The organism is Campylobacter sp. GTC17093 (genome assembly GCF_055397635.1).
Window position 1 is genome coordinate 78,173 of the sequence record NZ_AP038832.1, and the last position, 14,363, is coordinate 92,535.

The window sequence follows — 14,363 nt, forward strand, 5'->3', positions numbered from 1 at the left end:
TAAAACCTCTAAAAGATTTTTTACCCCATCTTTGTTATTTGATTTTACGCTGTTTTGTAAATTTTGTACAAACTCATCAACCGAAACACTGATGCCACCAGATTTTATTTGTAAATCTTTTATATCCAAAAGAATTGCATTCATATCATTTATCTGAGTTTTTATGATATTTACATCATTTTTTTGCATAACATCTATCATTTTAGGAATATCTTTTTGATATAAAGATATCTTACTTCTAGAATCATCAGAATTTTTTATATATTTTATAGCTTCTTTAAAACCACCTATTTGATAAAGCATAACAGAAGCAACAATAACTAGCGCTACCATCATTAATATGCCTTGAACCAAATCAGTCCAACAAACCGCCTTATATCCACCAAAAAATGTATAAATAACTATAATAATAGTTCCTATTGTTAAAGCTTTATAATACTTAAGACCAAATGTTGCTTCAAAAAGCTTTGCGCCACCAACCAAGCCACTTGAGATATAAAAAGTAAAAAATACAAGTATAACTATAGCACATATCACTCTTAAGATATGACTATCATCACTAAATCTAGTCTCAAAATAATCAGGTATAGTTATTGAATTTGCTATAACACTTGTATAAACCCTAAGTCTTTTTGCAACAAAAAGCCAATTTATGGCTGCGCCTACACTTAGTCCTATTGCTATATTTGCTTCAACTAATCCTCCAGCATATAAAGCTCCTGGAAGTCCCATTAAAAGCCATCCACTCATATCACTAGCGCCTGCGCTTAGAGCCGAAACAACAGGACCCATAGAGCGATCACCTAGAAAATAGTCCTCAGATGTTTCATTTTGTTTATAGAAATAAAATCCAATAGCTAGCATTCCAACAGAATAAACTATAAATGTCACAACTATAGGTAAACTTATTTGAACAGTTTCCACGCTTTATCCTTTATTTTTGATTTAAAGCTCTTGCGCCTAAATTTCCATACCTATGAAAAGAAATGCTTGCAGAACGCTCATTGAAGTAATAAAGCAGCTCAAACCGCCCATTTAAAAGTGGTTTATTTCTTATAATGATTTTTGCCAACGAACTAGCTTTTTTGTAAATTTCATCATTATTTCCATGATATCGTATACGCTCATAATCTTCAAATTTAGGATTATTTTCAAAGCTTATATCTAAAATAGAATTATGCTGTTTTATGAAATTTATCACATTATTTTCAATGCTATAAGTCACAGTAACTTTTACTCCTGCTATCTTTGCAGCAATTAATACAAGCAGTGCATCTTTTAAGCTATCATTTTCATCAATAATATATAAAAGAGATTTGATTTTTTTATAAGAAAAGAGATTGTCCTCGCCCCTTACTTTTATATACTCTTTTTCTTTGTTAAACTCATTTTCATAGTGATAAGTATAGCTTTTTGCTACATTTATTATCTCATTATCTAGATCTAAGGTTTTAATTGAGTTAGTAAATTCGCTATCTTTTAAATTATTATCAACGCCATCTTGTAATATATCTAAAAACTGTGTTATATAGTTGTAAATTCCAACTTTTCTACCATAGCCTATTGCTGATTTTTTAATGCCACCAAATGGCTGGCGAAGAACTATGGCTCCTGTTGTTGGCTTATTTATATAAATATTACCAACTTCAATATGTTCTTTATAATACTCCCACTCTTTTTCATCAAGACTTTCTAAAGCTCCAGTTAGACCATAACCTGTCATATTTGCTATATTCACAGCATCTTGCAATGAACTAGCTTTCATAACAGTTAAAATAGGTGTGAAAAGCTCTGTCATATGAGTAAAATCGCCTTTCTTGGTACCATATTTTATGCACGGTTTCATGATATATTCATTTGAGTTTATAAACTCTGGTTTTAAAGCCCATGATTCATAATCTTTTAGTTCGCTAAGCGCCTTTTTAACTTTATTGCTTGGCTTATCAGCCAAAGTTCCGATTTTATTTTTAAATTCAAAAGGATCGCCAGTTGCCATAGAAGAAGCAGCATCAACCAAAGTTGATTTGAAATTTTTATCATCATAAATCTCATCTTCAAGAATTAAAAGTGAAGTAGCAGAGCATTTTTGACCAGAATTTGAAAAAGCTGAGTGGATGATATTTTTCACAGCACTATCTCTATCGGCTGCTTTTGTTACTATAGTTGCGTTTTTGCCACCAGTTTCAGCACTTAAGACCGTTCTTGAATTTTCTTTTAAAATATTATAAGCAGTTTCTTCACCACCTGTTAACACACAAAATTTAACATCTTTATCTTTTAAAAGATATTTGCTTACCATTGAGCCTTTTGTCGGTAAATATATAAGAGCGTCTTTTGGAATGCCTGCTTCCCATAAGATCTTGCAAATTTCATATCCGCTCACACTACTTAGCGAAGATGGTTTAAATATCACTCTATTGCCACTAGCTAACGGTCCAACTATAGTTCCAACAGGAATACCTATAGGAAAGTTCCATGGGGATATAGTTACGCCAATGCCTTTTGGCTTAAATTTAGTTTGTGGATTTTGCTTCTTAAGCATTCTAAGAGAGTGCGGATAGAACTCTATGAAGTCTATCGCCTCACTTACCTCTGGATCAATTTCCGCAAAAGTTTTACCAACTTCAAGCGCTGCAATGCCTAAAAGTTCACCTCTTTTTTGCCTAAAAAGCTCTGCAGCTCTACTTAAGATAGTATAAATTTCATCAAAACTAAGTGAGCTATAGTTTGAGTTTTTAGCCATATTTAGGGCTTCTTTAATTCCTTGTTCACTAGCAAGATGAACTTTTGCAATAAGTTTATTATGCACCTTATCATTTACTTCTAAAATATTATCACAATGCACATTTTCACTACCTTGAGCGTAAATTTCCATAAAAGGCAAATTTGTGTATTTTTCTTTTATATCTTGCGCCCATTTTCTATTATTTGCTAAAATAAAATCGGTATCAGCCTCATTTACAAAAATATTTTTAGTTGATATTTCGCTTTTTGTAATAGGTTTTAATCTATTTTGTTCTCTTCTTGGGGAGTTATTGATTTTATCTATACCATTTAAAGCATTTATAAATATGTCTTTTTGAGTTTCCCAATTTTTATCACCAACTTTTAAATCAAAGAAATAACGCATAAAGTTGTCTTGCGAAGTATTTTCATCAAGTCTTCTTACAAGATATGCAATAGCATTATTAAAATGTTCTTTATCGCAAACTGGTGCATAAAGTATAAGATCATGAAGTTTACTAAGTTCAAAGCTAGTTTGTAAACTCATTCCCTCTAACATCTCAAAAGTAAAACTTTCTAAAGCTCCAGCTTCTTTTATAATTGTATATGCGTATGCTATCTCAAATATATTATGGCTAGCAATACCTATATGTATATGTTTGTAACGCTCATTTTCTAAGATAAAATGTAACATTTTGTTATAGTTTGAATCCGTATCAACTTTTTTTGTAAATGTTGGAAGCATCCAGCCTTTTTGCGATGCAATAGTTTCTTCAGCCTCCATATTTGCACCTTTTACAAAGCGAATTTTTATAGGTTTTCCACCATTTTGCACTCTTTGTTTTGAAAATTCATAAAGATCTTGCAAATATTTAAAACTATCTGGAATGTATGCTTGAAGCACAATTCCAGCTTCATAATCAGGATATTTTGATATAGCTTCTTTAAATGCAGCTGCAGTTAACTCAAGATCCCTATATTCTTCCATATCTAAATTTATGAACTTTGATATATTTTGGCGTTTTTGTTCGCTTATGGCAAGTTCGTAAAGATGTCTAAGTCTTTTTACAACTTCATCTTTTGAGTAGCTAAAATCAAGTATATTAATTTGTGAAAAAATAGTTGTTATTTTTATGGATATGTATGTAATAAAATCTGATTTTATTGCTTCTTCGTAATGCCTTATCCTAATAGAGGCTTCTCCCTCCCCCAAAACTTCCTCGCCAATAAGATTTACATTTAAAGTGATATTATCTTTTTTTCTATTTTGTATATGTGGTTTTAATATATTATACTCAGCATCCAAAACCATATCTTTTGTGTCATTTCTAACATGATTTATAAAAAACGGAACACTAAGGCTAGGGACAAATCTGCCAACACTTAAAAAAGCTAGTAATAAAAATTTTTCATAAGGATTAAAAAAATCTGCAATGCCGTATTTGTTAAAAGTTTTTTGTATCAAATCGAAACACTTTGATGAATCACCTGATCTAAAACTTCTATCAAGAAGTTCTATGAGCATAACTTTATTTTTAGGATTTACAAGAAGTTTTTTCATTTTTTTATGAAAATTTTTTTCCTTTTGACCTATACTTTCGTTTACTTTATTTTGTAAAACCTTAGCTAATTCCAAAGATCTTTCTAGGACATCTTGTTTCATATTTTTTTCCTTTTAAAGTATATTTTATAAATATAGCTAAAGGAATGTTAAAAATTTTATAATTTTTTTAATTAATATAATTATAAAAGCAAGGCTACAAAATACTTTTTAATGAGTCAAGATAATAAACATAATTAGAGTTTTTATCTATAAGAGATTTGATATGATTAATATTTTTTTTATGGATATCCAAAAACTTATAACTTAATTCGTCTAAATTTTTCTTTATAAAAGTTCTACTTCCTATAAAATCATTTTCAAACTCAAAGTAATTTAAATTTACCAAAATTCTAGATAAAATTTCATCTTTTTTAGGATAATAAAGACTAAAAGTTACAGGATCGCTCTCATAATCTGATATAAATCTTTGTATTTTATCTGATAAAAACCATACGCTTTGTTTTATAGCGCTCTCATAATTTGTAGCAATTTTTATAACTATCCTATCAAAAAACAAATAATTCTTTTGATTAAACTTAAATACTGCTTTTTCATATTCATTAAAAAACAATGACAAAACTTCACTTGCAAATTTTCTAATATATGCAAATTCTACATCAGAATGCAAAGCATTATCTTTTCTTATACTTTCAAATTCGCCCTTATACATTAAAATTTCATTTTTAAAACTATTAAGTAAATCATCTATATCGCTTTTTATTTTGGATTCAAAAGTATTTAGTTTTAAGCGAAATTTCTTAAAAATCTTGCTAAGTTTATCATCTGAATATATAAGATTTGAAAGCACTTTGTCGCTATTTAAAGTTGGTGCCGTATAGACTATCTTTTTTATTTTTGAACCTATTAGATTTTTTTCTTCTACATAATATGCTCTTTTTTCATCTTCTATATATGCTAAAATCTCATCACTAAGAGAATTTGCTATGTCTTTTATTTGTGTATAAAAGCCTATAAATTCGCCCAAATACTCACTTAAAAGAATTTGGATTTTATGATCAAAATTATCTATAAAGTTATTTAAAATATTTACTAGCTTCTCATAAATTGCTATGAAAAATTCATACTGCTCTTTTAAACTTGAGTTTATTAAATTTAATTCGTCTTTTATAAATTCATCTTTTTTTGTAGCAACATTGTTCAATAAAAAACTTCTAACATCATCAAATCCAGAATCTTTTTGGTCGTTTTTTTCCATTTTTGCCGATATTGCCAAGATTTTATCAAAAACCTCCAAATAAGTCTGATTAGAGTGAGCCAAAACATTCTCAATCTCTTCTTTTGTTAATTTATCTTTTTGATTTAGTAAGCAAAGAGAGTTTTTCTTAAGGTTTTGAGGTATTAAATTAAGCTCATCAAGCTCACTTTTTCTAGCTGCATTATCTATAAGTGTTACCCATAAAACCGATCCTACTTTGTTTAAAATATCCATAGTTTCGCTTGTATCAGCATCGCTTATCGAATTTAAACCAGGAGTATCAACAAAAGTAAGATATTTTAAGATGTCTTTTTTGATATAAATGCTCAAATATTTAACATCTTTCATATCTTTTCTTTGATCTGCAAATATCTCTAAATTATTTATATCTGTATATTCTTCTCTGCCATCACTATAAGTTGCCTTTAGCATAGAAAAATCGCCATATCTTATAAAAATAGGTTTTGCAGTTACTGGTACAGCTCCTGTTGGCAAAATATCAAGTTCAAGCAAAGCATTTAAAAAGCTTGATTTTCCACTACTAAACTGTCCTACAACTGCTACTTGGATTGGCTCATGCAAAAGAGCATTAAGAGAATTTAACTTATTTAAAAGCCCTATGCTTGGATGCATTTTAGGCTCTAATAGCTGTGTTTTATAGTTTTTAAAACTGCCATCAAAATCACTGTTAAAACTTATGTTATAACACTGCTTATATTCTCTTAAAAACTCTTCTAGCACTCATTTATCCTTTTACTAATAGCATTTAATATCTCTAAATTTTGTTTTAATTTCAAAATCCCTTTATCTGAGTTTTTAGATGTATTATCTAAATTTAAAATATTTTCTTTTATAGTTATAATCTTTGCTTCTAATTCTTGTTGCTTTAAATCTATAATGTCTTTCAAATATGATATAAAGTCTTTTGTATAACTATTTATAAGTTTTAAAATATTATTTTTTATATCTAAATTAGACAAAAACTCATCAAAAAGATTTTGAATGTCATTTTGTAAATTAGAATTTTTATCTTTAATAATATTTGAAAGCTTGGAGTTTAAAACGGTATAATCTGGCTTAGAGAAATTTTTATCTATATAACTTTTTATATCAAAAGAACTTATTGTGCTTTCATCAAAAGAACTAAACTTGATAGAAATTTGATTAGAAATGTCTTGCATATCTTTTGATATAGCAAATTTTACCTCCCTAAAAAGATCCAATAAAAGATCATTAAAGCCTCCATTTGCTATCATAAAAATACGCTCAAAATCAATCTTTTTTCTATTTTTTTGGGCATAATCTATATCGCTAACAACTCTATCTTTTAGCAATGTTGAGATATTTTTCAAATGCGAGAAAGCTTGCAAATTTGAGTAATCAAGCTTTGAAAGATTATCATTTAAAATTAAATTTATATCATTGATCTCATCATGTATGTTTTGCATTTTTTGGCTAAGATTTTCTAGTTCTTTATCAAGCCTTAAGCTATCACAACTAAGTGCACTAAATTCAAACTCAAATTCATCCTTGAGATGTGAGGTGATATTATTTAGTTCTTTCTTATAGTTATTTAAAATTATTTTTGATTTTTCACTATTATCTCCAAAAAGAGTTGTATAAAAATAATTTTTTATATCCTCTAAACCAGTTGAATTTACACCATTTATAGCAAAAAACTTAACGCTATTTATTAGATTAAGATCCTTGCCATCTTCTTTTAATTCTTTTGTAATACTACTTTTTGTGTAATTTATAACATCATTTAGTTCATTTTTTTCTATCAAATCAATGTGGGTTAAAACTATAATGAAACTACTTGTTTTTCCATGTGTTAAAAAGTTTTTTATAAAATCAATATCTTTTTTTGTTACACTTTGAGCTGCATTCATAAGATGGATAACAAAATCACTCTCATGCATAAATTTTTTAGTTAATTCTTCTCTAAGAACTACGGTATCATCAAGTCCTGGAGTATCAACTATACAAATGCCATCTTTTAGCATACTACTATCAACCCCTAGTTCGACCATCTTTACGTGCTTACTAATTTCTTCTTTTGCTGTTGTATAATTTTTTAGCTCATCTATATTTATATCTAAATCTTGCACGAAGTCATTGCTAGTTTCAAAACCAAGTTCATTTAATTCGTCTTTGCTCCAAAATTTTACTCTAGCATATGGCTTATTTGAAAATTTCAAAATGCTTAAATTTGCAGTTTCTGGAATGTTTGATGTTCCTAGAATTTTAAAACCAAGCAAAGAGTTTAGCATTGTTGATTTGCCAGAGTTTATCACTCCAGTAACTGAAATAAAAAACTGGGCTTCATTTGCATTTTTATAAGCATTTTCAAGTAAATTTAATAAATTTTTATTTGTTGTTATGTTTTTTATATCGCAATAGCAATCATTTAAAATATTAATATTATCATGAAAAACATCATTTTTTTGAGTGATTTTAACTATATTTTCATCATTTATAAGCTCTAGACTTTTTATAAAAGTTGTTATTTTTTCTAATTTTTTTTCAGTTATAATCCCATTTTCATGGATTTTTTTTAAGTTTAAGATAACTTCATTTCTTGATATTTTTAAATTTTTTATAGAATTTATAATACCAATTTGCGCGATTTGAACATCATAAAGATTGGTTTTTAAATTTGCGTTTTGCAAAATTTTACGAAAACTTTTTAAAGATATGTATCTATCGTAATTTTCATCATCACAAGATATTAATATAGCGCTTTCATCATTATCAAAAATAAGTTGCGTTAGACTGTCTATATAAAGTTTATTTATACCCCAAATTTCGCTTAAAAAAGCATCCATTTTTTTTCCTAATTTTTATATAAATCTAATTATTGTAGCAAAAGATGCTCAGTATAAGCTTAAGCAAGGATTACTCCTTGCTTAAAGTAGTTTTATTTAACGCTAGCTAGCTTTCTTCTCATATAAGCTATTTTGCTTTGAAGTGGTAAGTGTTTAGGACAGTTATCTTCACAACCAAGCAAAGTCATACATCCAAAAATACCATTGTCATCACCAACTAATTCGTAAAAATCTTCATCAGTTCTTTCATCAAGAGGATCTAGTTTAAATCTTGCAATTCTATTTAACCCAACAGCACCAATGAAATCTTTTCTCATGATAGCAGTTCCACAACTTGCAACGCAAATTCCGCACTCTATACATCTATCTAATTCAAATGTATCTTGTGCAGCTTGTGGATCAACTTTTTCTTCCATTTTTGATATGTCAGTTGTCTTATTTGAATGAACCCAGCTTTCAACTCTTTTGTTCATTTCAGCCATCCATTCACCTGTATTTACACTTAAATCTTTGATTAATTTAAAAGCAGGCATTGGCATAAGCTCTATTACACCATCTGAAAAATCCTTTGTAAGGGTTCTGCAAGCAAGTTTTGGAACACCATTAATAACCATTCCACAACTTCCACAAATTCCAGCCCTACAAACAAAGTCAAAACTTAAATCTGGATCATATTTTTCTCTAATTACTGTTAAAGCAATAAAAATAGTCATACCATCAGTCTCATCAAGCTCATATGTAGCAAAATGAGGTTTTGAAATTTTGCTAAGTGGATTATATTTAAATGCTTTTATGGTTATTTTCCTACTCATTGCCTACTCCTACTCTTTGGTTTGGTTGTTTAAATTTAGGTTGAAGTTCATAGTGCATTAGAGCTTCTTGTATCTCCTGGCGAGATTTACCAGCGGCGCTTAATTCTTCACGAATTTTGTCAACTTCAGCTTGTCTTTGCTCACTAAGTGGATTTTCTATGATATTTCCTTTTGCACCATATCCTCTAAATGCAGGTGGCATTTCCATACTCATAATATCTAAGTCTTCATAGCTTATAGTTGGCATTGTATCGCCTTCATTCCATGTTGCAAGAGTTCTTTTTAGCCAGTTTAGATCATCTCTTTTTGGATAATCCTCTCTATAGTGCGCACCCCTACTTTCTGTTCTAAGTAAAGCACCATAAGCAACACAAAGCGCTAGTTTTATCATTTTTGGTGTTCTATAAGCGTCTTCAAGCTCTGGATTGCCGTATTTTTCTTTATTTTTGATGTTGATATTTAAAGACTCTTTGTAAAGTTCTTCAAGTTCATTTACTGCTTTTTGCAATCCATCACCTGTTCTAAATATAGCAACATGTTCCCACATAATATCTTTCATTTTATTTTTGATATCATAAACATTAAATTTGCCATTTTTATTTAAAAGGTCATTTATATAATTTTCTTGTTTTGTAACAAATGATTGAACAACTTCAGTATTTATATCTATCTCGTGAGATTTACAAAAATCTGCAAAATAATCACCAATTATCATTCCAGCAACAACTGTTTCAGAAACTGAATTTCCTCCAAGTCTGTTAAATCCGTGCATATCCCAGCATGCTGCTTCACCAGCACTAAATAAACCTTGTAAAGTTTGACTCTCGCCTGTTGGTTTTACACGAATTCCGCCCATTGAGTAATGTTGCATTGGCAAAACTGGCGCCCAGCCTTTTGGACCTTCATCAGCTGGATCAATACCGTTAAATATCTCACAAATTTCTTGAACATCTCTTAGGTTTTTCTCAATATGAGCTCTACCAAGGATACTTATATCAAGCCACAAATGCTCTCCATAAGGGCTTTTTACACCTTTACCATTTCTAATATGTTCCATCATTCTTCTTGAAACAACATCTCTACTTGCTAGCTCTTTTTTCTCAGGCTCATAATCTGGCATAAAGCGGTATCCATCAACATCTCTTAATATACCGCCATCCCCACGACATCCCTCAGTTAGCAAAATACCACTTGGAACTATTGGGGTTGGGTGAAACTGAACCGCTTCCATATTTCCAAGTTTTGCAATACCTGTTTCAAGAGCTATTGCAGCGCCAATTCCTTCACAGTTTACAGCATTTGTTGTATGTTTATAAATTCTTCCATATCCACCAGTTGCTATAAGTGTTCCGCGAGCTACATAAGCTTCAATTTTACCATCTATAAGATCTCTTACAATAGCGCCATAACAGCGATTATTTTTATGTATTAAAGCTATGGCTTCTTTTCTGTCTCTTATATCAACATTATGTTTTACACACTCATTTGCAACACCAAAAAGCATTGTATGACCAGTTGCATCAGCTGTATAACATGTTCTCCACTTTTTTGTTCCACCAAAATCTCTTGAATGGATAAGACCGTGAACTTCATCTTTTTCTTCAATTGTTGTTTTTTGTGCATTTATAACTGCACTTCTTTTACCTTTTGTAATCCTAGTCCAAGGAACACCCCAACTAGCAAGCTCACGAATCGCTTTTGGAGCAGTTTGGCAAAACATTCTAGCAACTTGTTGATCGCATCCCCAGTCACTTCCTTTTACTGTATCAGCAAAATGCACATCCTCATTATCGCCTTCACTCATTTTTGAGTTACCAAGACTAGCTTGCATACCACCTTGTGCAGCAGCAGAGTGAGATCTTCTAACAGGGCATAAACTCAAAACTATAGTGCTATTACCTTTATCAGCTGCAGCAACTGCTGCTCTAAGACCAGCAAGTCCACCACCGATAACTAATGCATCACAATATATTATATTCATATCATATTTCCTTTTATTTGCCTAAAGATAACCAAACCATATCAGCAACAATTGAAAGTACGATAAACGCACCCCAAACTACAAAGTTAATGGTTTTTACTGTTTTTCTTGTTGCAGTTGATTCAGTTTTAGTTCCATCTATGCTAATCCATTTTACAAACAATCTATATGTTCCTATACTTGCATGTATTACAGTTACAACCAACAATACAAGATAAAAAATATGAAGCTGTGAAAAACGAGCAATTGAAAGATCTGGTGTAATTTTGTCACCAAATACTATAGTGATTATATGAACACTTGCAAAGAAAAATAACAAAAAGCCACTTAAAAATTGCATCCACCAAAGCGTTGTATCACAGTGTTTCATACGAATTTTATGCGCTTTGTAAGCTCTATAAGCAGCATAATTTGCAGGAAATTTTCTCATAGCTAAAAATGCATGCACCATAAATATTATAAGTATGACAAACGCAACAACATTAGTAACTTGATATATTCCAAAAGGCTCAGCAAAATGAACAACACTCTCAAAAGCACCTTTGCCAAACATAATTGTACTTGTAAAAATCATATGAAAAATCATAAATACTGCAAGCACTAAACCGCTTAAGCTTTGTAATTTATCTTGCAAAGCTGGTAAACGACTTTTTTTACCATCTACAGATTTTCCAAGAAAACCTTCTATACGGCCCACCATACAAACTCCTTTATCTTTAAGTTTTAAAATGGCTATTATATATCAGATTATCTTATTTGATGCTGAAAATTAATAAGAAAATTAATAAAAAATATAAGTTCTTTTCTTAAAGATTTTTTTAATAAATAAAACTTACTAACAAGTGTTAAAAAATTTTAAAGTGAGATGTAACCTACATCCTAAAAAAATTATCAACACTTTGGATTTTTAGCTCTATCTTCTTGGGCGTGCTTGATAAACTCACCCCTAGAAAGTGGTTTTTCTCCAGGGTGATGAGTTTTAAAATGTTCAAGATATTTATCATAACTTGGAAGACCAAGTATAGGGTAAAAAACTCTATCGATTTTATCATAAACATCTTTTACCGCCTTAAATTTAGTGCCCAACCACAACATTATATTTTCTTGCATCTTCATAAGGAGTTTCAGCCAATGGATAATCCTTTAGCCCTGTGCCATTTTTTATTTTCATACAAATTCTTATAGTTTGAACTATAACCACAACAGTAACAAACATGAAAAGACCACACAAAACTGCATCTACAATGTTATTTCTTATGATAGCTTGTGTTTTTGCAATCGCAGCTGGATCTGTAAGTGATGATAGCTTTGCCATCGCATTTTGAGCTGCTGCAACATGGCTAACAGAGTCATGAATTTTATCACCATTTGCTGGAAGGAGTTTTTGAAATGCAGCATACATCGTAGTTATCAACACCCAAATAGCCGGAATTATCGTAACCCATGCATATTTTGTTTTACCCATTTTATATATAACAACAGTACCTAAAAGCAGAGCCATACCAGCAAGCATTTGATTTGATGCGCCAAATAATGGCCAAAGAGTATAAATACCGCCCATTGGATCAGTTACACCAGCATAAAGCAGATAACCCCAACCACTAACACATATAAAAGTAGCCATCAAGCCATATATTGGATTCCTAGTATTTGCCATAGGTTTGTATAAATTTCCCAAAATATCTTGTATCAAAAATCTTCCGGTTCTAGTTCCTGCATCAACTGCTGTTAATATAAATAATGCTTCAAACAAAATAGCAAAATGATACCAAAATCCCATCATACTTTCTCCACCCATGATTTGATGAAGCAACATAGTAAGACCTATGGCAAATGTTGGAGCACCACCGGTTCTACTTAAAATAGTTTTTTCACCTATTTGATTAGCAAGATCAGATATCTCATCTGGAGTAATTTTAAAACCTATATTTGCAATCTGCGCTAAAGGTCCATTTATATAAGCAGCCGCACTATCAGGTGTATTTCCAAGCAAGACAGCGGGTGTATTTATAGCAAAGTAAATTTCTGGAGTTAATATACAAGCTGCTATCAAAGCCATAATACCAACCATGCTCTCCATTAGCATTGAGCCATAACCTATAAATAACGTTTGCCCCTCTTTTTCAACCATTTTTGGCGTTGTTCCACTAGAAATTAGAGCGTGAAATCCACTAATAGCCCCGCATGCAATAGTTACAAATAAAAATGGAAAAAGTTTACCAGCAAAAACAGGCCCTGCACCATTTATAAATGCCGTAACTGCTGGCATTTTTAAATCAGGTGCAACTATTAAAATAGCAATAGCCATACCAGCAATAACGCCTATTTTTAAAAATGTTGAAAGATAATCTCTTGGAGCCAACAAAAACCAAACAGGCAAAATGGCAGCTATAAAGCCATAAGCTATTATAATCCAAGCTATAGTAACTTTTGAAAATGAAAAATACTTAGCTAAATTTGGATCAGCTGCTACAATACTTCCATACCAAAGAGATATAATCAATAAAACCAAACCAATAATAGAAGCTTCCAAAACTCTGCCAGGTCTTATATATCTCATGTAAATTCCCATAAAAATTGCAATAGGAACAGTCATTGCAATCGTAAAAAATCCCCAAGGAGAGTTAGTTAGGGCATTTACCACAACCATTGCTAAAATTGCAACTATTATCAACATGATAAAAAATATACCAACCATAGCAATAGCACCAGTTAAACCACCCATTTCTTCTTTTATCATCTCACCCAAGCTTTTTCCATTTCTTCTAGTAGATAAGAAAAGAACAATAAAGTCATGAACAGCTCCAGCTATAACAACACCAACAAGAAGCCAAATCATGGATGGCAAATATCCCATTTGTGCAGCAACAACAGGTCCAACCAAAGGACCAGCTCCCGCGATAGCTGCGAAATGATGGCCAAACAAGATGTATTTGTTTGTTGGGACATAATCCCTTCCATCGTTATTTATAACAGCTGGGGTTGCTCTATTATCATCAAGACCTAAAATTTTATAAGCTACAAAACGCCCATAAAATCTATATCCTATCATATATATACATACGCTTGCTATAACCATCCATACAGCACTTATAGCTTCACCTTTATGCAAGGCTAGGACACCAAAACACCAAGCTGCAATTACAGCTACAAACATCCACAAAATATTTGCAATAAATTTGTTCACGCGGTTCTCCTT

General features: G+C 30.9%; 8 protein-coding genes and 1 pseudogene. All 9 read right to left on the minus strand.

Features of this window, described 5'->3' with window-relative positions; translation table 11 throughout:
* Positions 1 to 159: 159 nt before the first annotated feature.
* Positions 160 to 924 (minus strand): annotated as a pseudogene (locus tag ACZ5VL_RS00380) (sodium:solute symporter family transporter); the annotation flags it as partial.
* 10 nt (positions 925 to 934) lie between these two features.
* Entirely contained in the window at positions 935 to 4,387 is a 3,453-nt protein-coding gene (locus ACZ5VL_RS00385; RefSeq protein WP_464198898.1) for a proline dehydrogenase family protein, read from the minus strand.
* Positions 4,388 to 4,481: 94 nt separating this feature from the next.
* The gene (locus ACZ5VL_RS00390; protein WP_464198900.1) at positions 4,482 to 6,284 is read right to left on the minus strand and encodes a dynamin family protein; all 1,803 of its coding nucleotides are present in this window, start codon (positions 6,282 to 6,284) and stop codon (positions 4,482 to 4,484) included.
* Positions 6,278 to 8,371 carry a dynamin family protein gene (locus tag ACZ5VL_RS00395; RefSeq protein WP_464198902.1) on the minus strand — a complete coding sequence of 698 codons (2,094 nt, stop codon included), beginning with the start codon at positions 8,369 to 8,371 and terminating at the stop codon, positions 6,278 to 6,280. Before ACZ5VL_RS00395 ends, ACZ5VL_RS00390 begins: the two co-directional genes overlap by 7 nt.
* A gap of 92 nt (positions 8,372 to 8,463) precedes the next feature.
* Positions 8,464 to 9,183 carry a fumarate reductase iron-sulfur subunit gene (locus ACZ5VL_RS00400; protein ID WP_464198904.1) on the minus strand — a complete coding sequence of 240 codons (720 nt, stop codon included), beginning with the start codon at positions 9,181 to 9,183 and terminating at the stop codon, positions 8,464 to 8,466.
* Positions 9,176 to 11,164: a fumarate reductase flavoprotein subunit gene (locus ACZ5VL_RS00405; protein ID WP_464198906.1), complete on the minus strand. Its 1,989-nt coding sequence runs from the start codon at positions 11,162 to 11,164 to the stop codon at positions 9,176 to 9,178. The genes ACZ5VL_RS00400 and ACZ5VL_RS00405 overlap by 8 nt, the downstream gene beginning before the upstream one ends.
* A 13-nt stretch (positions 11,165 to 11,177) precedes the next feature.
* On the minus strand, positions 11,178 to 11,864 hold the full coding sequence (locus ACZ5VL_RS00410) for a fumarate reductase cytochrome b subunit (protein WP_464198908.1): 687 nt from the start codon (positions 11,862 to 11,864) through the stop codon (positions 11,178 to 11,180).
* Between the two features lie 191 nt (positions 11,865 to 12,055).
* The gene (locus tag ACZ5VL_RS00415; protein WP_464198910.1) at positions 12,056 to 12,280 is read right to left on the minus strand and encodes a CstA-like transporter-associated (seleno)protein; all 225 of its coding nucleotides are present in this window, start codon (positions 12,278 to 12,280) and stop codon (positions 12,056 to 12,058) included.
* Positions 12,240 to 14,351 carry a carbon starvation CstA family protein gene (locus ACZ5VL_RS00420; protein ID WP_464198912.1) on the minus strand — a complete coding sequence of 704 codons (2,112 nt, stop codon included), beginning with the start codon at positions 14,349 to 14,351 and terminating at the stop codon, positions 12,240 to 12,242. The genes ACZ5VL_RS00415 and ACZ5VL_RS00420 overlap by 41 nt, the downstream gene beginning before the upstream one ends.
* Positions 14,352 to 14,363 lie beyond the last annotated feature (12 nt).

What these genes read in the sequence shown, in the direction of transcription:
- ACZ5VL_RS00400 (WP_464198904.1), bottom strand. Translation starts at nt 9,183, where the DNA reads ATGAGTAGGAAAATAACCATAAAAGCATTTAAATATAATCCACTTAGC.
- ACZ5VL_RS00410 (WP_464198908.1), bottom strand. Translation starts at nt 11,864, where the DNA reads ATGGTGGGCCGTATAGAAGGTTTTCTTGGAAAATCTGTAGATGGTAAA.
- ACZ5VL_RS00385 (WP_464198898.1), bottom strand. Translation starts at nt 4,387, where the DNA reads ATGAAACAAGATGTCCTAGAAAGATCTTTGGAATTAGCTAAGGTTTTA.
- ACZ5VL_RS00395 (WP_464198902.1), bottom strand. Translation starts at nt 8,371, where the DNA reads ATGGATGCTTTTTTAAGCGAAATTTGGGGTATAAATAAACTTTATATA.
- ACZ5VL_RS00415 (WP_464198910.1), bottom strand. Translation starts at nt 12,280, where the DNA reads ATGAAGATGCAAGAAAATATAATGTTGTGGTTGGGCACTAAATTTAAG.
- ACZ5VL_RS00405 (WP_464198906.1), bottom strand. Translation starts at nt 11,164, where the DNA reads ATGAATATAATATATTGTGATGCATTAGTTATCGGTGGTGGACTTGCT.